Raw genomic sequence first — 19,925 nt, 5'->3', positions numbered from 1 at the left:
GTTAATGACTTATTGAATACGAAAATCTGGTTGTAGATTCCGCCAGTGAGTTTTCAATATCTTTTTCTGAGAGTCGGTCATAGGTAACTCTGACAACATATTAGGCCAACGAGCTCTAGCTTGTTCCATAACGTCTTCTAGGTGAACTCTAACAGCCTGCCACGGAACACCTATGCGGGTTGCCCATGCTTCAAAAGAGGCCATATCTACCTGATACCAGTTTTTGTTCTTTGCCATATTCAGCGCAAACTCTTGCTCATTATCGACATAGGGTAACGTCGATACAATGTCATAGGCTGGCGACAAACGCGGCCTTACACCGCCTGAATAAATTAGAGACCAGTTTTTCAGGTGTGCGTCGCCATTGGCCAATAAAATGTTAACTAACAACCGCCGTGCCATTTCCTGAGCATCTTTTAACCCTTGCGAGCCATACTGATACAGAGAGTTAGCAATTTGCTCGTAATTAAACTTTCTATATTTATCATGAGAGTACACCTGAAAAACTTGCGCAAAATCTTCGGTATGTATGCGGCGACCGTCATCTCGATCAAATCGCTTTATTGCATAAGCATGAGTTTCATTCGGTAATTGGATATCAGGTAAATTATCCAACTGTGACAGTTCAACCAGTTTTACTTCCGGGGTATCAACGCCTGCCGCTTGCGCCAGTAACATAGCGGTATATTCGTTATAGGGTACGTGCTTGTGTATCGTTGACGGGGTTTTGATTATCCAACTATCACTATTAGCATCTTCGCCAATATTAAACCGCCCGTCTTGCCCTCTTACTGACGAAAACTTCATTTGTACGCCAGCCAGAGAGAACTTATTCTGGCTCTGTGCGACATCAATTTGTACAGCTTCAACTTGCTGACGGTGATCCAGCGCCCAATCAGGTACCTCACCGGCTTTTATTGCCTCGGCACGCAATGCTCCGGGTAAGTTTCCTCCCATATGAGCCAATAAAGGAAATTCGTTCTCTGCATGAACTTTTAGTGAACGAGCCATCCATTCTCTTAACGCACCTTCCGGCAATAAGTTCGACAAAAGAGGTATTAATCGCTGTGTGCTAATTAATGGCTGCTGCAGAAACTGTTTATTGGCTAATTGTGTCAGGGTTGTGGTCTGGCGCTCAGATTCAGGAAGCGCAATGTAATTAGGCGAAAATACGAAAATATTCTTGCCACCAGAATAATGCGTCAATACCCCAACTTCCTGGTCGTTAACCGAGATCCGTAATCCTTCAACATTTTCTATTCTTTTAGAGTCCGTCATAATTTTTAGTCCTCTAAATGCTTATGCTTACTTGACCAAAAATCATCAGCCGAATGGGAGGATTCAGCTTTTTGACTGTTCTCTACCTGCTCCGGATCAGTAATCGATAATTCAAGCCCTAAGCCAGCCAGGATACGCAGTAAAGTCGAGACTTTAAGATCCTGGCCAGACTCAACTCGTTGATATTGTTGCTGCGACATACCAATAAGCATCCGCATATCTTTTTGAGATAAGTTCTGCTTTTTTCGCTCTGCAATTAATCGTTCTGCAATGTCTTTTATCGTTTTCATAAAACAACTTATAAATTGTACATTAAGTCAATATACAACACTTAAATTGTAAATCAATATAAAAACTACTTTTATGTTGTTATTTTATTATTGTAAAAATATTATTGTAAAAAGATAGACAAGCCAGACGACGCTGGCATCGGCTATTTCATAAAAATTGACGCTACATAGCTTTTTACGTAAGTTACTTACAACTAAACCGAAGTAATCAAAAACAAGGAAGAAAGCATGTCTAAGTTTACGGAATACAAAGTCATTCATATAGCGGAAGGTGGCTGTGGCACTCTGCTACTGGGCTCAAGTGGTCTGCCGTTAAAGAAAATTGAATCCACTTTGAACCAGGAAGCTGCTGACGGTTGGCAACTCGTGTTTCAGGTACTGGAGCAAAAGCGTTTCTGGTTGTTCTGGACGCGCGAAGCGGCCATTGTGACTTTGGGTCGATAAAGCCGACTATATGATAAAGCGGTTCATTTTAGCTTCAATTCGTTGGTATCAGCGTCGTGGCGGTTCGCGCCACTTCTTTAATACCGAATGCAATTTTGAGCCGTCCTGTTCGCACTATACTTATCAGGCCATTAGCCAATACGGTCCCTGGCGCGGTATAAAGCTTGGTTTAGCACGCATGAAGCGTTGTAATGACCCTGACTGCGTGCATAAAAAGCACGATCCAGTGCCCTAAATAAGGTAGCCCTTATGTCTTACGAAATGTCTTCTGAACAGTTACGTGATGAAGAAGAAGCTCTGCGCAAGCAAATACGTGAGCTAACGCCTGAACAGCGAAAAGAATATTTCCGCCTTGAAGGTGAGCAGATAAAAGACCCCGACACCTACGCCGTTTTAAACTGGCTTGTAATGGCAGGCTTACACCATTTTTATCTGGGTAAAACGCAGCGCGGCGTTATCAACCTCTGCGTCATGCTGCTCGGGCTGGTTCTATTGCCCTTTTTTCCTATCGTCGGAATTATCGTTCTGCTCGGCATTGTTATTATTGAGCTGCCACAATTGTTTAAGTCACAACAAATTGTTCATGCTTACAACAATAACGTTATGCGCGAGCTCATTCATAAAGTTAAGTCAGATAACGCCTAAACGCCTCTCAGGCAAAGTCTTTCAGCCTGATGTGATCCTCTATTGAGTCGGCAAGCGCTTTGGGCACCTCATGTTCAGTGGCTAACTCCCGCCACTGAGACACCGCGTTAATCACATCATCAATAATGGCATCTATTTCTTTGCGCTCTACCTTTGGTAACTGAACGTCCGCCAGCGCGTAAAAGTCGGCGCGGGTATGGCCGCTGCGCTTGCCATTTAACGACATCCAGTGCTGCTCTACCCAGGGGTTTCCGGGTTTATAGCTAAAGGCAACGTCGTAAGCCGGGCTCAACCGCCATTGCTTGTCCTCGAGCATAAAACCAAAGTTCTTGGAGTGATCATCATGGTTGGTTGCTACGTGGTTAAAGACCATACGGCGAAACAAGTCTATAGCGTCCGCCCGTGGCAACCGTAGCTGGCGGGCAACCTGAAACAGCTCTTCATAAGAAAACGCGCCAATGTCGTGATAGTTCACGTGCTTAATAGCGGTAAGCGTTTGAATGTGCTTTTTCTCATTGCCTATTCTGTCAAAGCGCTTGGTCACAAAATGGCGGCGGTTGCCTTCATCCAGCAGGTGGCATGGCATCATATGAATGCCGGCTTGCGTGGCCATTAAGTAATACACATACTCCATGGCACCGTAACCAAGCGGGTCACCAAAGGTTTGCTGAGAAGGGTCGCGCTCTTTTACGCCGTCAAACTTCAGCAGATAATGCTCAAAGCCTTCGGGCACAAGCCCCTGCCCTGAGCGAACCTGGCTGAAATCCTTATTAAACGCCAGTACCGCTTTTGGCCGTGCACCACCGGCGCTGGTGCCAACCGCTAATAAGGCCTGCATCATTTCTTTGTCTGCCGCGTCGTCAAAATGCGTGCGCTGACGAAAGCCAGTCCGAGCGTCGAGCACGTCCTGCGCTAACCTCATTAAGCTCTCGAGCTCAATGTCTTTATTTTTGGCGTTGGTTTGATTCTTACGCGCGGGATGATACTCAAGAGCGCCCATGCCCCGCTCGCCGGTATACTGAAGCCGCTCAAGCGGGCTCAGGGGCTCTGTGCGATCGGGCTGTTGCGCAACCCATTGGTTCAGTACCGCATTACCAAAGTCGTCGGGTAAAGAGTCCGCCAGCATGCCCGGCAAACCTCTGAAGGTATCCCAATTTAACCCCGGAAAGGAGTAAATTCGTCCCTTCTCGGCAGGCATGGTTAAAGGCGCAAGCGGAATGTCTTTTTCGACAAATTCAGATAAGTACTCGAACCGCGCAGCCGTGTCGCCCTTGTTATAACTTAAGGCACCGACAGGCTCACCTTTGTAGCGAACTTCAATGGTATTAATCACCAGTCCAGCTCCTCATTGTCAGCAGGTTTCACACGTGTTTTACCGCTGGCTCGCTTCTTCTGTTTGGTACTACTTTTTAGTAGTTGCACAGGAGAAACGCCCTCGTCCGGGAATGCGGCCAGTAAGTTGTCGATATGCCCCAAAGCCTGAAGAATAGCGACATACGTCGGTAAAGTGCTTTTACCGCCCTCCGCAGATTTAACCGCATTCAGAGAGACATTCGCTAAGGTCGCCAAGTCCTCCTGAGTTAAATCCTGGTTCAGCCGATACTGCCTGACTCGCTGACCAATGATTGCTGAAACACGATTAGAATCCATATAACGAACCTTTAATAGACTTTAAACTGATAATTAGAGTGTAGCAGACTATTTGAGGGACGTAATTATATTTATATAAAAGCCCTTGTATGGACTATAAAGTGATTAATCCATCTTACAAGACTTTTAAAGGGCTATAAAAACATACTTGAAATAAGGTTGTTAATAACACTTGATTTGAATATGAATTGATAGTCCGCTTCGTGCCAAGAGCGGACGTTAGCGCTGTGCTAATTCACGCCACTGTGCTACATCGAATTACGTTATTTGTTGGGTGTAGGGAGCATTCAAATGAGCGGCCAGTAAAGCCTTTGATTCTTCGAAGGCTCTTATAATATGTCGTTTAAAATAGAGTCGGTTCATACCATAGAATACTGCAGCGTCATCTTCATATTCAGACTTCAGTTCTAAATCACCTTTTCGCATAAAGTTACACCTCCCATACGCAATGTTATGGGAGCCTCTATTTCCATTTTCATCAAAGTTTCGCTTGAACGAGTCGATATGGCAGCATGCATCCCTAACCGCCCTGATAGCATCGGAAACGTCTGTCACATAATCGTTTACCAAAATATCATCGGTAAAATCGATTTTTTGAGCATACTTTTCCGTTTTATGCATCAAATCTCTGAGGCATATCATCAAATCAATGAATGCTGACACTTGAAGTATGTGTCCAGCATTTTCTTGATAAAAAATACCACAGCCAAGTAGCTCTTCAATTCTTCTGATATTTGATTCGCAGTCTTGTCGATCTTTGATATTCATAATTCACCTAACGTATCCAACACTTAGATCCGAGATTACCTTGTCAGACTAAAAAGTCCAATGTACGCTCTTAGCTCAATTTAGGCGCCATACTTCTATCTCAATATCGCTTGGAGATTAATCATGGCAACTCCAAAAGGATTGAGGCACCATCATGGATAAAAAAGCACTCTCAGAAAGAGATATTTGTACCAAATACATAACACCTGCAATTGAAAAAGCCGATTGGAAACAAAATCAATTTCGAGAAGAGGTAAAACTGACTGATGGTCGCGTGATGGTTAAAGGTCGACTGGCGGCCCGCGTTAAAAATCCTGAAAAAAAAGGTGGCCCAAAAAGAGCCGACTACATCTTATATGCGAAGCCTAATCTTCCAATCGCCGTAATTGAAGCCAAAAAGAATACGGTATCTGTTGGACATGGAATGCAGCAAGCCCTTAGTTATGCAGAAATGCTAGATACTCCATTCGCTATAAGCAGCAATGGTGATGGATTTCTTTTTCATGACAGAACAGGTATTACATCACCTGTAGAAAGAGAGTTAAGTCTCGACGAATTTCCAACGTTACAGTCGTTATGGCCAATTTATCAACAGTGGAAAGGCTTAACAACAGAGTCATCTGAATCGATAGTTTCTCAACCCTATTACAGTGATGGGAGTGGAAAAGAACCTAGGTACTATCAGCGTGTTGCCATCAACAGAGCAATAGAAGCGATTGCCAAAGGGCAAAATAGAATCCTTCTTGTTATGGCTACCGGAACAGGTAAAACATATACCGCGTTTCAAATTATTTGGCGGCTATGGAAATCAAAAACGAAGAAGCGAATCTTATTCTTGGCAGATCGCAACATCTTGGTTGACCAGACAATGCAACAAGACTTCGCCCCCTTCGGTGAAGTGATGCATAAAGTCACAAATCGAGAAGCAAAGAAGAATTACGAAATATACCTTGCTCTTTACCAAGCAGTTACTGGTAAAGAAGAATGGAAGCAGATTTATCATCAATTCCCTGCTGACTTTTTCGATTTAGTTGTGATTGATGAGTGTCATCGTGGCAGTGCAAAAGAGGACTCTGCGTGGCATGACATTCTTAAATATTTCGAAAGCGCTAAGCACATAGGCCTGACGGCTACACCAAAAGAGAAAAAGCCAGTTAATGGCGAAATTATAAACCCTGAATTTAACATTAAGTATTTTGGCGAACCCATTTACACCTATTCACTAAAGCAAGGAATAGAAGATGGCTTTCTAGCACCTTATAAGGTTGTTCGTATAGCAACGAACGTTGATGCTCTAGGTTACACCCCTGAAAAGGGAAAAACGGATAAATACGGCCAAGAAGTAGAGCAACGCCAATACAATACTAAAGACTTCGACCGAAATCTGATTTTAGAAAAGCGCACGCGTTTCGTCGCGAAAAAAGTATGGGAATACTTAGAAAATACCGATCGAATGGCAAAAACTATCGTGTTTTGTGACGAACAGGATCACGCTGAAAGAATGCGCCAAGAGTTGGTCAAACTTATACCTGCCGCTGCAAATAATCGCCGCTACGTTATGAGAATTACTGGCGACGATAACGAAGGCAAGGCTCAATTATCATACTTCATTGATAACGACGAACCTTTCCCAGTGATAGCAACCACCTCTAAGTTACTAACAACTGGAGTTGATGCTAAAACCTGTCAACTGATTGTTCTTGATCAAAACATAAACTCAATGACTGAGTTCAAGCAGATCATCGGCAGAGGAACTCGATTAAGAGAAGACTATAACAAACTCTACTTCACCATTATGGACTTCAAGGGTGCTACTCGCCTATTTTCAGATCCTGACTTTGATGGTGAACCCGTCATTATTTATGAACCTGATGAAGATGCTCCAGTAGTTCCGCCAGAAGAAACTGAGGAAGGTATTGCGCCTGATGATTCAACGCTGCTAGATGACACTTCGCCGCCACAGCCAGAAGATACCTCTGAGATCCGAGAACCCAAAAAGAAATTTAATTTAGATGATGTGGACCTAGCCGCAGAGCGCTCTCAGTATCTTGACGCGGATGGTAAACTCATCACTGAAGATTATAGAGTTTTGCTAAAAGGCCAAATCGAACAGTCATTAAAAGAGAGTTTTGGTACACTTAATGTTTTTTTAAAACGCTGGGACGAAAGCGATAAGAAACAAGCCATAATCGATGAATTGGTAGAGCAAGGTATTAAGTTAGAATTACTTCAACAAGCTATTCCTAACGGCGAAGAGCTAGATGTATTCGACTTAGTAGCACATGTAGCATTTAACCAGAAGCCCTTAACCCGCAAAGAACGAGCAAACAACGTTAAAAAACGTGATGTATTCGGGAAATATGGCGAACAAGCCAAGGCTGTACTTGAAGGGTTGGTTGAAAAGTTTGCTGAACATGGAGTTCAAGACATTGAAAACCCTCAGGTATTAGAGCTACCTCCTTTTGATCAGTTAGGTAGTAAAACTCAGATTCGGCGCGGTATTTTTGGCAGTGTAGACCAATACCAAAACGCTATTAAAGAATTAGAAACCGAATTATATAAAGATGGTTTAACTGCATAGTCATCATATAAAGATTGAGATTAGAAAATAAATGAACTTAAGTAGCACAATTAAAAGTATTCAAGACATCATGCGAAAAGATGATGGTGTTGATGGCGATGCACAGCGACTCGGCCAATTAACTTGGATGCTGTTTTTAAAAGTATTCGATCAACGCGAAGAAGAATGGGAAGACGATGACGCAAGCTATGAATCGCCTTTACCAGAGGCGCTCCGCTGGCGAAACTGGGCGGCTTATGTTCCAGGTGTAGATGGCAAAAAAGCCCCACAAAAAGCCGCTAGCGACATCATTGGCTTTGTGAACAACCAATTGTTCCCTGCATTAAAAGAGCTGGAAATACCTGTGTTCGATGCAGAGAAGAACAATGCAACTTCGGTTGCCCTCCACAAAGTGATTCGCGGTGTCTTTGAAGATGCCAACAACTACATGAAGTCTGGCACTCAATTATTAGCAGTAATCGAAAAGCTCGAAGAAGCAATTAACTTTCATGACTTTAAAACCCGCGCCAATATCGGCGATGTATACGAACAACTGCTTAACGATCTGCGCGGTGCAGGTAACGCCGGCGAATTTTACACACCCCGAGCCATCACTGCCTTTATGGCCGACCGCATTAACCCTCGGTTGAATAATCGTGAAACAGTAATGGACCCGGCTTGCGGAACCGGCGGCTTCTTAACTGCCGCTATTGATCACCTGCGCAACCAAATAACCACGAAATCCAGTGCCGAAGACAAGCGCGCTATTGAAGACCTCATTCGCGGCATAGAGAAAAAACAACTGCCACACCTACTTTGCACCACCAATATGCTGCTTCATGGCATAGATATACCCAGTCAGATCGAACACAAAAACACGCTAGGCATCGGCTGGAACGAATGGAGCGCAAACCAAAAGGTCGATTGCATCATCACCAACCCTCCATTTGGTGGCTATGAAGACGACGGTGTAGGCAGCGACTACCCAGCGGATTTGAAAACCCGCGAAACCGCCGATATGTTTATGGCGTTGATCATCAAAAAGCTATTAAAAGAAAATGGCCGCGCTGCCGTGGTGCTACCCGATGGCTTTTTATTTGGTGACGGCATTAAAGGCACACTTAAAAAACTACTGCTGCAAGAGTGCAAACTACACACCATTATTCGTCTGCCCAAAGGCGTGTTCGCCCCTTACACGACCATTAAAACCAACCTGTTGTTTTTTACAAAAGGCGCGCGGGTAGACGACGGCAGCGAACATTTTCACACCGACTCCATCTGGTTTTACGAACACCCTTACCCACCAGGCTACAAAAGCTACAGCAAAACCAAACCTATCCGCCTGGAAGAATTTAAACCCGAGCAGGATTGGTGGGGCGACGAAAGTGATGACTTTGCTAGCCGTGAAGAAAACGAATTCGCCTGGAAAGTCGATTTCAAAAGCAAACGTGAACAAGCCGAAGCCGCCGCTGCGCCTCACTGGGCGAATGCCGAAAGCTTAAATAACCAAGCAAGCGTACTGGATAATCGCATCCGTGATTTGCGTGATTCTATTAAAGGCGTCAGCGACAAAACCCAGCGACAAAGCGTAGAAGATGAAATCGAAAGCTTGAAAGCGCAAAGCGACGGCCTGCGCCTAAAAGCCCGCGACGCCCAAGCTGCTGGTGATCGCCTTTACTGGCCGATTTATAACTTGGATTTTAAAAATCCCAATGCACCTGAAGAAAAAAGCCACGACCCAGACGAACTGCTGATTAAATACAAAAAGCTAATAGGCGAAATTGAAGAAACCGAAAATCAATTAAAAAACGAGCTAGCCGCTGCGCTAGCCCATCACTTCCATGAAGAGGAAGTCTGATGGACGCACAACAGTTTTTGGCGGAGTTTGGGCATATTGCCAATGCGCCGGGAGGCGTGGAGCGATTGAGGGAGTTAATTTTAACTCTTGCAATGCAGGGTCGCTTGGTAGTTCCAATTTCTACTGATAGCCAAATCGAAGACAATATCGAACAGATCGAACAAACCAAACAGAATTTGATTGAGAGAAAGGCAATACCTCGTCAAAAATTCGTACCTGATTTGCAGCAGAGGGAAATTCCACACACCATTCCCGAACATTGGGTGTGGGTTCGGTTTGGGAATATTGCTCAACACAATACCGGAAAAACACTCGACAAACGCAGGAACACAGGCACTAGAAGGGACTACATTACAACCTCCAACCTTTATTGGGCCACTTTTAACCTGAGTGAAGTTAAGAAGGTTCCAATCGAAGATAAGGAGCTCGAAAAATGCACTGCAAAAAAAGGGGACCTATTGATATGCGAAGGTGGCGATGCAGGCCGTGCAGCAGTATGGAACTATGACTACGACATTTGCTTCCAGAATCATGTGCATAGGGCTCGATTTTACGCTTGTGTAGATCCGTATTTTGCTTTTCGACTATTTCAAAAAATCAGCTTAACAGGTGAGATAAATGATTATCGAAAAGGAATGGGCATCTCGAGCATGTCGGGGAAAGCGTTAGCGTCTATCCCGTTCCCTATGCCTCCAATCGAAGAGCAATCCCGCATTGTCGCCAAAGTTGATGAGCTGATGGCCCTGTGCGATCAGCTAGAAGCGCAGCAACAAAAACGCCGCACCCTGCAAAACAACTTACGTCAAGCTATCTTACAAGCCGTCGCCGCCAGCCAAAGCCCACACGAACTGCAAGAAAGCTGGCAAAGCCTGCAAACTAACTTCGGCCAACTGTTTTCCGAGCCAGAGGATGTGTCGGCTTTCAAAGGATTAATTCTCGACTTGGCTGTATCCGGTAACTTATCCAACATTGAGCATCGTAACTCCCCAACAGGCGAGTTGTTACTGGAAGCAATAACTCAGCGAAGAAGTGTCTGGTCACAAAAAGCAGAAGGTCAGGAGAAAAAGGAAGCGCAGGCCATGCTAAGAAAATTGCGCACCCAAACAATAAATATTCCCGAGACAAAGCTCCCGTCTCATTGGACTTGGGCGACCTTTTTACAGGTTTCGCAGGCCGTGATCGACTGCCATAACAAAACGGCGCCTTATGTTGCAAACGGTATTCACTTAGTTCGAACAACCGATATTCGAAACGGGGAAATGAGCCTCACAAACACGAAGAAAATCACTGAAGAAACTTTTGATTACTGGGCGAGAAGAATGCCGCCAAAAGCCGGAGACATTTTTTTCACTCGTGAGGCACCAATGGGTGAAGCAGCAATCGTTCCTGAGAATGAAAAAGTATGTCTTGGTCAGCGCACAATGCTTATCCGCTTGTTTCCAGAACTATTTAACAATCGCTTTTTGTTGTATGTGATTCGAAGTCCTAGCTTTCAAACTCGAATGATTGAGGCTGCTATCGGAATGTCCGTAAAACACTTGCGTGTCGGTGGTGTTGAGGATCTTTTAGTTCCCGTTCCACCAAAGCCAGAGCAAGACGCAATCGTGAATATAATTGACTCGCTTTTTGAAATATGTGAGCGCTTTGAGAAGCAGCTTTCGAAAAAGCAGCGCATTGCTGAGAACTTGGTAACAAGCTCGGTCTCCACCCTTACAGGCATCACCATCGAACAAGAAGAGGAACCTATGAAAGCACCACAAACTGAACTGGTGGCACCTGTACGTTTAGGCACACCGCCCGATGTTAAAGCCCAAGCCCCTTTGGCCACTATTCTAGCTCGCCATAACGGCGAGATGAGTGCTAAAGATTTATGGCAACGTTTTGGCGGTGAGATAGATGCTTTTTACTCACAATTAAAAGTCGAAGTCGCCCATGGCTGGATACTTGAACCAGAAAAGGCTGAAATGCTAGAAAAAATAGAAGAGTAAAAGGATTTATTATGCAGTTACGTTATTTAGCCATTCCTCATTTTCGCAACTTACGAGATGTAGAAATGAGCTTTGCCATTGAATTATCACATAGTTCAAGTACCGACAAATTTGAGCAGTCTAAGCGTATTCGAAGCCATGCGTTAATAGGACAGAACGGCACAGGTAAATCTAATTTAATTGAAGCGTTAATTACGCTCTTTCGTGACATAGATCTCGACCGTGAGGCGGCATTTGATTACACATTCGAGTACGAAATTCGTGGTCACATAGTGCGTATTCAGGCAGATACTGCCAAACAGAAGCGCCCTTACGTTTGGGTAGATGGTGATCGTGTTAGCCAAGAGTATCTGATTAAAAATGACCCGCCGGACAAAGTCCCGCAGGATAAGCGTCGCGGTTCACGACTTTTACCAACACACATATTTGCCTATTACTCAGGCCGGAATGAGCGCATCGAACAGTTATTTCAGGAACACCAGCGCCGATTTAACAAACGTCAGGAAATCACCACCGACGAAGTTTTATCTGAAGATCTGCTAGAAAACTTCACCGCCTCCGATGCTGATATCCGAGCAATTGAAGAAGCCAAACGTCGTCGAGAAGCTAGACTTAAGAAAGCTGGTGATGATCGACTTCGCCGCCTATTCTACTGCCGTGGCGGCCATAGCCAATTGGTTTTATTGGCGTGCTTACTATCTGATGATCCTGTTTTTAAAAAAGTTTTGGATAACTTACATATTGAGTCCTTAGAGTCAGCCCTTTTCGTTCTTAAAGAGCCCCACCGTTTGCGCGAAAAACGCCGTAGCGGCAAATTCGATGAAAATGAACTCAATGAAGGCGATGCCCGCTTTTGGTATGCCCGAGGTAATGTGGTCAGTGAATTCCTTGATAAACTCTGGCAAGTCTCATGGGCACCGATTGAACAAGAAGCAACTAAGCAAATTGATTTTCGTGGTCGTACAGAAAAGCAAAAACAGCTTTATTTATTTGTACCTGACAAACACAAACTAAAGGAACTAGGTGAGTTGGTTGGCAGCCCAGATAGCTTTTTCCGTTATGCCGAAGGTGCTTACATTGGCGATTTGATTGATGAGGTAAGAATTACCGTCAAGAAACGCGATGAACACGGTGGAAAAGTGAGTTTTACACAACTGTCAGAGGGTGAACTACAGATGCTGACAGTTCTTGGCCTTATGCGGATCACCCGAGAAGACCAATGTTTATTCTTACTTGATGAACCAGATACGCATTTAAATCCAATTTGGAAGCTTCGTTACTTCGACGACATCGAGGGCGTGCTAACTAAAAAAGACTCTAACTCACAAAGTGAATCGCAGATTCTCATCACCACTCACGATCCTATGATGGTTGGTTCACTTAAGAAAGAGCAAGTTCATATAATCAAAAATAATGGCGATAAAACTCTTGTTGAACAACCGGATGAACACCCTCAAGGCATGGGAGTATCAGGATTGCTAAAAAGTGAAATGTTTGGTTTGCCGTCCACGCTCGACCGACACACTTTAAACACGCTGCAACGCCGCAATGACTTACTCGCTAAGCGAAAGCATGAAGGGTTAAACCATGATGAGCAGCAAGAACTCGATTGTTTGGTGGTTCGTCTGGATGACTTGGGGTTCTCACGTGAATACCGCGACCCAATGTATCAACTTTTTATTGAGCAGATGTATCAAGTCCGCAGCAAGCCACTTGATGAGTTACTTAGTGAAGAGGAGTTACAAGAACAAAATGCCTTGGCAGAAAAAATTATGGAACAACTTGTAAAGGCTCAACGCAAAGAGGATTTGTCGTCCTTGGCGCAAGAATTAGCTGAGAAGTTAAGGAGGTAAGCATGCGAAAAGTCATCATTACAGGCACACCACCAGCAGATTGGGTAGCCGAGGCCGACGCAATTACCGCACAGTTACAAACAGCCGCTGATGACGCTGCTCGCCAAGCGATCGTTGATAAGCACGAAAAGCTTTGGCGTGATGAAAGAATACGCGGCTGGCTAATGGGCCAGTTCGCCAATAAATGCTGGTACACAGAAGCCGAAGAATCCACTTCCCCAATTCACGTTGATCATTTTCGCCCCAAAGGTCGGGTAAAAAACCTAGATGGCAGTTATGAAGATGGCTATTGGTGGCTGACTTTCAACTGGAAAAACTATGTCATTGCAGGTCACTTAATTAACACGAAAAAGAGCGACCTTTTTCCATTAATGGAGGGAGAGCGCCGCGCCATCGTCAATTGTTCAGAAATGCAATTGAGATTAGAAGGCGCTGTACTTATTGACCCGCTCACAGAGCAAACACGCTTGATCTCATATGACCGCGACGACGATGGATGTATCGCTGTGCTTGCCGGTGATATTGACGACCTAGAAAGATTCAAGGCCGAAAAGACCATTGAAATTTTAGGTTTGAACCGAATAGATCGTTTAAACCAAAAGCGCGGTAAAAAATGGGACGAGTGCCTAAAGCATATCCAAGAATATCAAGTTGCTAGAGCACATGGCGCACAAGCCTTAATATGGCTAATGAAAGAAATGGCGATTGCACAATTAAAAGACAAAGTGAAATATGACGCTGAGTTTTCGTCAATTGCAGAGGCCTGTATACGCAAAAAAGCTCCTGAAGCTTTGATCGCAGCGGTATTCCAGAAATAGAGGGCCCTAGATGTGAAGTTTATTGCAAATGGACTAAACAAACAGTTTTTAGCCTCTTTTATGCCGAAACCAGACGATGAGGTCGATGGTGTATTGGCAGCAATTGCTTATGGCGATGATACTGATACATTGCTCAAAAATTGTTTGGAAAATAAATACCGTTTAGATATTTGGATGCGATATGACCACACTGTACCTGTCAAACCTCGATTACTGACGAAACTCTTACAAAACTTAAAAAACAATATTTTCTGCCAGCTTATCCCTGACGTTCTTCATTCAAAAATTATTTGGTGGCAAGGCTATGGAGCTTATATAGGCTCAGCAAATTTAACCAACCGAGCTTGGTGGTCAAATATTGAAACTGGAATGTTTTTTACTGACGAAGAACTCGTTGCTAATAACTTAATTCCTCAATTAGAAACGTTCTTTTTTAACATCAGTGAACTGGAAGAGTCTACCTCACTGACTCAAGATATTATCAATGAGCAAAAAGCAATTCTGGCACTACGCAAAAGTTTAGGTAGTGATGAAATTGAAACTAAATCAAAATTAAGCCGCAAAATTCCACTTTTTGAGGGTGTGAGTGATTACACGCAGAACAAAACTGTTGATAAGAAAAAAGATTCATTCCGCAAGGAGTGGCACGCAACGCTCTCCACAATCGATAATATTGCTTCGCAGATTACTGATTTTCGTCCAACCTGGGTAATGCCTGAAACTCCTGCCTACTGGCAAGTTGATCAATTTTTACATGCTTATTACTACAATCAGGTAAAACAATCAGATAACACTTACCCTTTTGAAGGATATTACAATAAGCATCAGAGTGACCCGCAATCGGCATTATTAAATGCTCTAGCTTGGTGGAAAAGCCAAGATAGCGCTCCGTCAAATGAAGACGATACCTTTAATTACAGCGCTCCAAAATTACGCGAGCTACTTGCAAAAGAGGGACTTCTCTCGCTGACTATAAGTGACATGGAACAGGTTTTTTGGTGTACCCACGCCACAAAAGATCACATTATAAAGATGAAAGCCTCAACCTTGGGACGATCTGATGCTGCATCATTAACACTTGCGGAGCGTGTTCCATTATTTACTGAATGGTTTATGAAACAAAGAAATAAAAAAGGGCAAGACATTCGAAGTGTACTTTACGATGTTCTTTACTCAGGCAAACCTGAAAATATTTGGGAACGTATTTACCATGCAAGTAAAACAGAGGATCTATGGTTACCACATTACGGCATAAACTCAATCGCCGAAGTTGTTGGTTGGGCTCAGCCAGAAACAACCCCTCCTCGTAACGGAAGAACAAATAAAGCTTTGAGAGCGTTAGGATATCCTGTAAGAATTAATTTCTAATAACAAAAAAGCGAACCAACTGGTTCGCTTTTTCATATTTACTGATCTCTAGATTCAACTACCGGCTGAAAACTTTATTTGAGTTGCAAACTTAATTCCGATAGTTGCATTCTTTATTCGAGATCTACAACATCGCAAGACTTACCTATACTCTTCAATGCTCGGGCATGAACACATCAGGTTACGGTCGCCAAATACATCATCAATACGGTTAACGGTTGGCCAGAACTTGTCGTAGCCAACAGCTTCAACCGGGTAGGTTGCCGTTTTTCTGTCGTATGGGCGGTCCCATTCTGCATCGGTAATGTCAGCCAGTGTATGCGGTGCATTCACCAGCGGGTTGTTGTCTTTTGGCCATTCACCGGCGGCAACTTTCTCGGCTTCGGCTTTAATGCTTACCAAGGCTTCAATAAAGCGGTCAAGCTCAGCTTTAGACTCAGACTCGGTCGGCTCAACCATAATGGTACCCGCTACCGGGAAGCTCATGGTGGGTGAGTGGAAGCCGTAGTCCTGCAGGCGCTTAGCCACATCAATTTCGGCAATGCCGGCAGCGTCTTTCATTGGGCGCAAGTCGATAATGCATTCGTGCGCGACACGGTTGTTGCGGCCACGATACAAGATTTTGAAGTGCTTACTCAGCTTCTCAGCCAGGTAGTTGGCGTTCAAAATAGCGGTTTCTGAGGCTTCACGTAAGCCGCGTCCGCCCATCATGGCAATGTACATCCATGAAATGGTCAGAATGCTGGCACTACCAAACTGAGCAGCAGATACTGCACCGTTGCCTGCTTTAGGGCCTTCGATATTAATAACAGAGTGGTTCGGCAGAAACTCAGCCAAATGCTGCTTCACGCCAATAGGACCCATACCCGGGCCACCGCCACCGTGTGGAATACAGAAGGTTTTGTGCAGGTTCAGGTGCGATACGTCCGAGCCAATGTAACCCGGTGAGGTTACGCCAACCTGTGCGTTCATGTTGGCACCGTCCATGTAAACCTGGCCGCCATAGCTGTGAACCAGGTCACAAATGTCTTTAATGCCTTCTTCGTAAACGCCGTGTGTGGACGGGTAAGTCACCATAATGCACGACAGGTTCTCGCCCGCTTCTTCGGCCTTGGCTTTTAAGTCGTCCATGTCCACGTTGCCGTGTTTGTCACAGTCGACAACCACCACTTTCATGTTGATCATTTGAGCAGAAGCCGGGTTAGTACCGTGCGCAGAGCTTGGGATAAGACAAATGTTGCGGTGCCCGTCACCACGGCTTTCATGGTATTTCTGAATAGCCAGCAGACCAGCATACTCGCCCTGGGCACCAGAGTTCGGCTGCATCGACATGTCGTCATAACCGGTTACGTCAATTAACCATTCAGACAAGGTTTCAACCAGCTCGTAATACCCCTGCGCCTGCTCTGCCGGGCAGAACGGATGCAACTGACCAAACTCAGGCCAGGTGACCGGAATCATCTCGGCGGTGGCGTTCAGTTTCATGGTGCATGAGCCCAGAGAAATCATGGAATGGTTCAGGGCTAAATCTTTGTTTTCCAGCTTTTTAATATAACGCAGCATTTCGGTTTCTGAGTGATACTCGTTAAATACCGGGTGCTGTAAATACTGAGAAGTACGCACTAAATCAGCAGGAATAGATTCCACGTCACCACCAGCAACACGACTGTCCAGTACGTCGATATCTAAACCGTGGTTGTCGCCAAACAACGCGGCAAATAAGTTTTCAACGTCATCACGCGTTTTGGCTTCGTCCAGGCTAATACCAAATACGCCTTCGCCGTCTACGCGCAGGTTAAGACCCAGCGCTTTGCTGCGCGCCAAAACGTCTGCAGCGTTTTCTTTCATTTCAAAGGTTAAAGTGTCAAACCAGTGGCTGTTCACCAGCTTCACGCCTTTGTCCTGCATACCTAGCGCGACAATGTCGGTTAAACGGTGAATGCGGTTGGCAATACGACGCAAGCCATCCGGACCATGATACACAGCGTAAAACGACGCCATGTTCGCCAGCAGAACCTGCGCAGTACAAATGTTTGAGTTCGCTTTTTCGCGGCGTATATGCTGCTCACGGGTCTGCATAGCCATACGCAATGCAGGGCGTCCGCGAGAGTCTTTCGAAACGCCAATGATACGGCCTGGCAAAGAGCGTTTAAATTTGTCCCGGGTAGCAAAGAACGCGGCGTGAGGACCACCATAGCCCATTGGCACACCAAAACGCTGAGCGTTACCGAACACCATGTCCGCGCCCATTTCGCCCGGTGATTTCACCATTAGCAGGCTCATTAAGTCAGAAGCAACGGCGACAATGGCCTTTTTCTCCTGCAACTCACCAATTAACTGTTCAATGTTGTGCAGCTGGCCTTGTTTGTCCGGGTACTGCAACAACGCACCAAACACGTCATGATCAGAGGCTTCACGCGCCGGTCCGACAATAATGTCGAAGCCAAAGTATTCGGCACGGGTTTTCACCACGTCAATCGTTTGCGCGTAAACGTTGTCAGCAATGAAAAACGCGTTGGATTTTTTGTTTTTAGAAACCCGCTTCGCCATGGCCATTGCTTCGGCGGCGGCAGTGGCTTCGTCCAGCAATGAGGCGCTGGCTAAATCTAAGCCGGTTAAATCCATAGTCATTTGCTGGAAGTTAAGCAGTGCTTCTAAACGACCCTGCGCAATTTCCGGCTGATACGGCGTGTACGCTGTGTACCAACCCGGGTTTTCCAGCACGTTACGCAAAATAACGTTTGGCACTACGGTGTCGTAGTAACCCATACCAATGTACGAGGTACAAATTTGGTTCTTTTTCGCGATGTTTTTAAGACGAGCCAGAGCTTCGCGTTCAGTTTGCGGCTCCCCTGTCTGCAGGAACGGTTCACGCAGAATCGCACCAGGCACAGTGTCTTTGGTTAATGCTTCTAAAGAATCTACACCCAGCTCAGCCAGCATGGCTTTTTGCTCATCAGCGCTTGGGCCAATATGGCGGCTAATGAATTCATCGTGGTGCTCTAATTGCGTCAGGGTAGTACTGCTCATTTAACTCAGCCTCGTACATTTATCGGAAATTTATCGAAAACTTATCGGATACAAAAAACAATGAACCCCGGCTAATTTCCGGGGCTCAGGACGCTCTGTGTCATTGGTGCTATGCGCCAATGGCCTCAGTCTTCGTCGATTGAAGCCTCGTAAGTGTTGGCGTCCAGCAAGTTGTCCAGCTCGCTGCTGTCATCTGCTTTTATACGGAATAACCAGCCGTCACCGTAAGGGTCGTTGTTAACGGTTTCAGGGGCATCTTCCAGGTCTTCGTTAATCGCAACCACTTCACCGGTCATTGGTGCGTAGATGTCTGACGCTGCTTTTACAGATTCAGCTACAGCAATGTCGTCGCCTGTTGCCACTTTGTCACCTACGTCAGGTAACTCAACAAACACCATATCGCCAAGAAGTTCCTGCGCGTGCTCAGAGATACCTACAGTAAAGGTACCGTCGCCCTCGTCACGAACCCACTCGTGAGTTGATGCGTATTTCAAATCTGCTGGAATATTGCTCATTTTACTTTCCTTCTAACCGGCGTACCCGGAATGTATTGAATCTTGTTCGATTATAAAACAGATTGACCGTTTCTGACGAAACCTGGCTTAACTACCTTCACCGGCATTTGTTTTTTACGCATTTCCACTTCCGCTGTATCACCAACACTTGATGGAACGCGAGCCATTGCAACTGAGAAACCAAGTGTAGGCGAGAATGTACCAGAAGTGATGATACCTTCGCCACCCTCAACGGTTACTTTTTGACCGTGGCGCAGTACACCTTTCTCTTCCATCACAAGGCCGACTAACTTGTCGTGACCTTCAGCTTTTTTCTGCTCTAATGCTTTACGACCAATGAAATCGCGATCAGCCGGTTCAAACGCGACGCTCCAGCCCATGTTGGCTTCCAGCGGCGTGATGTTCTCATCCATGTCCTGACCATACAGGTTCATGCCAGCTTCTAAACGCAGTGTATCACGAGCACCCAGTCCGCAAGGAGCAACCTCGGCTTTTAGCAAGTCATTCCACAGGGCTTCAAGCTGCTCAGCCGGAACCACAATTTCGTAGCCTTTTTCGCCGGTGTAACCTGTGGTCGCAATAAAGTAATCACCAACGTCTTTCCCGACAAAAGGCTTCATGCCGTCAATTTCTGCGTACTGCTCTGCGGTTAATACACCCTGGATTTTTTCAGCGGCTTTAGGGCCCTGTAAGGCCAGCATGCCCATGTCGTCACGCTCTTTGGTGGTGACATCAAAATCGGCAGCAACTTTTTCAATCCATGCCAGGTCGCGGTCACGGGTTGCTGAGTTAACAACCATGCGGTAAGCGGTTTCTGAGAAGAAATACACAATAAGGTCATCAATAACACCGCCGTTTTC

Annotated in this window: 17 protein-coding genes; 9 read left to right on the top strand and 8 right to left on the bottom strand. The window is 45.2% G+C overall.

Annotated features, from left to right (window positions below; genetic code table 11):
- Nucleotides 1–9: 9 nt before the first annotated feature.
- Both RJ32_RS11175 and RJ32_RS11170 read right to left on the bottom strand, forming a co-directional pair.
- Nucleotides 10–1,278 carry a type II toxin-antitoxin system HipA family toxin gene (locus RJ32_RS11175; RefSeq protein ID WP_034822325.1) on the bottom strand — a complete coding sequence of 423 codons (1,269 nt, stop codon included), beginning with the start codon at nucleotides 1,276–1,278 and terminating at the stop codon, nucleotides 10–12.
- Between the two features lie 5 nt (nucleotides 1,279–1,283).
- The gene (locus tag RJ32_RS11170; RefSeq protein ID WP_051018788.1) at nucleotides 1,284–1,568 is read right to left on the bottom strand and encodes a helix-turn-helix domain-containing protein; all 285 of its coding nucleotides are present in this window, start codon (nucleotides 1,566–1,568) and stop codon (nucleotides 1,284–1,286) included.
- 228 nt (nucleotides 1,569–1,796) lie between these two features.
- On the opposite strand from RJ32_RS11170, the gene RJ32_RS11165 reads away from it, so the two are divergent.
- Genes RJ32_RS11165 through RJ32_RS11155 form a run of 3 tightly spaced genes read left to right on the top strand, consistent with a single transcriptional unit; the run spans nucleotide 1,797 to nucleotide 2,657 of the window.
- On the top strand, nucleotides 1,797–2,012 hold the full coding sequence (locus RJ32_RS11165) for a DUF4177 domain-containing protein (RefSeq protein WP_034822323.1): 216 nt from the start codon (nucleotides 1,797–1,799) through the stop codon (nucleotides 2,010–2,012).
- A 10-nt stretch (nucleotides 2,013–2,022) separates the two neighbouring features.
- Nucleotides 2,023–2,247: a membrane protein insertion efficiency factor YidD gene (gene yidD / locus RJ32_RS11160; RefSeq protein ID WP_034822321.1), complete on the top strand. Its 225-nt coding sequence runs from the start codon at nucleotides 2,023–2,025 to the stop codon at nucleotides 2,245–2,247.
- Between the two features lie 14 nt (nucleotides 2,248–2,261).
- Nucleotides 2,262–2,657: a TM2 domain-containing protein gene (locus RJ32_RS11155; RefSeq protein WP_370543303.1), complete on the top strand. Its 396-nt coding sequence runs from the start codon at nucleotides 2,262–2,264 to the stop codon at nucleotides 2,655–2,657.
- A gap of 7 nt (nucleotides 2,658–2,664) precedes the next feature.
- On the opposite strand, the gene RJ32_RS11150 is transcribed toward RJ32_RS11155, so the two are convergent.
- From RJ32_RS11150 to RJ32_RS11140, 3 genes are all read right to left on the bottom strand, one after another.
- Nucleotides 2,665–3,990 carry a type II toxin-antitoxin system HipA family toxin gene (locus RJ32_RS11150; RefSeq protein WP_034822319.1) on the bottom strand — a complete coding sequence of 442 codons (1,326 nt, stop codon included), beginning with the start codon at nucleotides 3,988–3,990 and terminating at the stop codon, nucleotides 2,665–2,667.
- Nucleotides 3,987–4,307 (bottom strand): helix-turn-helix domain-containing protein, encoded by a 321-nt coding sequence (locus tag RJ32_RS11145; protein ID WP_034822317.1) that lies wholly within the window; start codon nucleotides 4,305–4,307, stop codon nucleotides 3,987–3,989. The genes RJ32_RS11150 and RJ32_RS11145 overlap by 4 nt, the downstream gene beginning before the upstream one ends.
- A 258-nt stretch (nucleotides 4,308–4,565) precedes the next feature.
- Entirely contained in the window at nucleotides 4,566–5,075 is a 510-nt protein-coding gene (locus tag RJ32_RS11140; protein WP_051018786.1) for a hypothetical protein, read from the bottom strand.
- 154 nt (nucleotides 5,076–5,229) lie between these two features.
- Between RJ32_RS11140 and hsdR the strand changes: the two genes are divergently transcribed.
- From hsdR to RJ32_RS11110, 6 genes are read left to right on the top strand one after another with little or no spacing between them, the layout of a single operon-like run.
- Nucleotides 5,230–7,656 (top strand): EcoAI/FtnUII family type I restriction enzme subunit R, encoded by a 2,427-nt coding sequence (hsdR, locus tag RJ32_RS11135; RefSeq protein ID WP_034822315.1) that lies wholly within the window; start codon nucleotides 5,230–5,232, stop codon nucleotides 7,654–7,656.
- Between the two features lie 31 nt (nucleotides 7,657–7,687).
- Nucleotides 7,688–9,493 carry an N-6 DNA methylase gene (locus tag RJ32_RS11130; protein WP_034822313.1) on the top strand — a complete coding sequence of 602 codons (1,806 nt, stop codon included), beginning with the start codon at nucleotides 7,688–7,690 and terminating at the stop codon, nucleotides 9,491–9,493.
- Nucleotides 9,493–11,481, top strand: a complete 1,989-nt coding sequence (locus tag RJ32_RS11125) for a restriction endonuclease subunit S (protein ID WP_034822311.1) — start codon at nucleotides 9,493–9,495, stop codon at nucleotides 11,479–11,481. The genes RJ32_RS11130 and RJ32_RS11125 overlap by 1 nt, the downstream gene beginning before the upstream one ends.
- An 11-nt stretch (nucleotides 11,482–11,492) precedes the next feature.
- Nucleotides 11,493–13,334, top strand: coding sequence for an AAA family ATPase (locus tag RJ32_RS11120; protein ID WP_051018785.1), 1,842 nt, complete (start codon nucleotides 11,493–11,495; stop codon nucleotides 13,332–13,334).
- 2 nt (nucleotides 13,335–13,336) lie between these two features.
- Nucleotides 13,337–14,152, top strand: coding sequence for a hypothetical protein (locus RJ32_RS11115; RefSeq protein WP_051018783.1), 816 nt, complete (start codon nucleotides 13,337–13,339; stop codon nucleotides 14,150–14,152).
- Nucleotides 14,153–14,164: 12 nt separating this feature from the next.
- Nucleotides 14,165–15,520, top strand: a complete 1,356-nt coding sequence (locus RJ32_RS11110; protein ID WP_034822309.1) for a phospholipase D family protein — start codon at nucleotides 14,165–14,167, stop codon at nucleotides 15,518–15,520.
- 141 nt (nucleotides 15,521–15,661) lie between these two features.
- Here RJ32_RS11110 and gcvP read toward each other — a convergent pair whose 3' ends face one another.
- From gcvP to gcvT, 3 genes are all read right to left on the bottom strand, one after another.
- Nucleotides 15,662–18,550 (bottom strand): aminomethyl-transferring glycine dehydrogenase, encoded by a 2,889-nt coding sequence (gene gcvP / locus RJ32_RS11105; RefSeq protein WP_034822307.1) that lies wholly within the window; start codon nucleotides 18,548–18,550, stop codon nucleotides 15,662–15,664.
- 125 nt (nucleotides 18,551–18,675) lie between these two features.
- Nucleotides 18,676–19,065, bottom strand: coding sequence for a glycine cleavage system protein GcvH (gene gcvH / locus RJ32_RS11100; RefSeq protein ID WP_011235321.1), 390 nt, complete (start codon nucleotides 19,063–19,065; stop codon nucleotides 18,676–18,678).
- Between the two features lie 50 nt (nucleotides 19,066–19,115).
- Nucleotides 19,116–19,925: glycine cleavage system aminomethyltransferase GcvT (gcvT, locus tag RJ32_RS11095; RefSeq protein ID WP_034822304.1), on the bottom strand; the 810-nt coding region annotated here is incomplete at its 5' end.

Origin of the sequence: Idiomarina sp. 28-8 (assembly GCF_000320945.2) — a bacterium.
In the GTDB taxonomy this organism is placed as follows: Bacteria; Pseudomonadota; Gammaproteobacteria; order Enterobacterales; family Alteromonadaceae; genus Idiomarina; species Idiomarina loihiensis.
This window is presented reverse-complemented; position numbering and strand designations above follow the sequence as displayed.

What these genes read in the sequence shown, in the direction of transcription:
- RJ32_RS11175 (WP_034822325.1), bottom strand. Translation starts at nt 1,278, where the DNA reads ATGACGGACTCTAAAAGAATAGAAAATGTTGAAGGATTACGGATCTCG.
- RJ32_RS11170 (WP_051018788.1), bottom strand. Translation starts at nt 1,568, where the DNA reads ATGAAAACGATAAAAGACATTGCAGAACGATTAATTGCAGAGCGAAAA.
- RJ32_RS11165 (WP_034822323.1), top strand. Translation starts at nt 1,797, where the DNA reads ATGTCTAAGTTTACGGAATACAAAGTCATTCATATAGCGGAAGGTGGC.
- yidD (WP_034822321.1), top strand. Translation starts at nt 2,023, where the DNA reads ATGATAAAGCGGTTCATTTTAGCTTCAATTCGTTGGTATCAGCGTCGT.
- RJ32_RS11155 (WP_370543303.1), top strand. Translation starts at nt 2,262, where the DNA reads ATGTCTTACGAAATGTCTTCTGAACAGTTACGTGATGAAGAAGAAGCT.
- RJ32_RS11145 (WP_034822317.1), bottom strand. Translation starts at nt 4,307, where the DNA reads ATGGATTCTAATCGTGTTTCAGCAATCATTGGTCAGCGAGTCAGGCAG.
- RJ32_RS11140 (WP_051018786.1), bottom strand. Translation starts at nt 5,075, where the DNA reads ATGAATATCAAAGATCGACAAGACTGCGAATCAAATATCAGAAGAATT.
- hsdR (WP_034822315.1), top strand. Translation starts at nt 5,230, where the DNA reads ATGGATAAAAAAGCACTCTCAGAAAGAGATATTTGTACCAAATACATA.
- RJ32_RS11130 (WP_034822313.1), top strand. Translation starts at nt 7,688, where the DNA reads ATGAACTTAAGTAGCACAATTAAAAGTATTCAAGACATCATGCGAAAA.
- RJ32_RS11125 (WP_034822311.1), top strand. Translation starts at nt 9,493, where the DNA reads ATGGACGCACAACAGTTTTTGGCGGAGTTTGGGCATATTGCCAATGCG.
- RJ32_RS11120 (WP_051018785.1), top strand. Translation starts at nt 11,493, where the DNA reads ATGCAGTTACGTTATTTAGCCATTCCTCATTTTCGCAACTTACGAGAT.
- RJ32_RS11115 (WP_051018783.1), top strand. Translation starts at nt 13,337, where the DNA reads ATGCGAAAAGTCATCATTACAGGCACACCACCAGCAGATTGGGTAGCC.
- gcvP (WP_034822307.1), bottom strand. Translation starts at nt 18,550, where the DNA reads ATGAGCAGTACTACCCTGACGCAATTAGAGCACCACGATGAATTCATT.
- gcvH (WP_011235321.1), bottom strand. Translation starts at nt 19,065, where the DNA reads ATGAGCAATATTCCAGCAGATTTGAAATACGCATCAACTCACGAGTGG.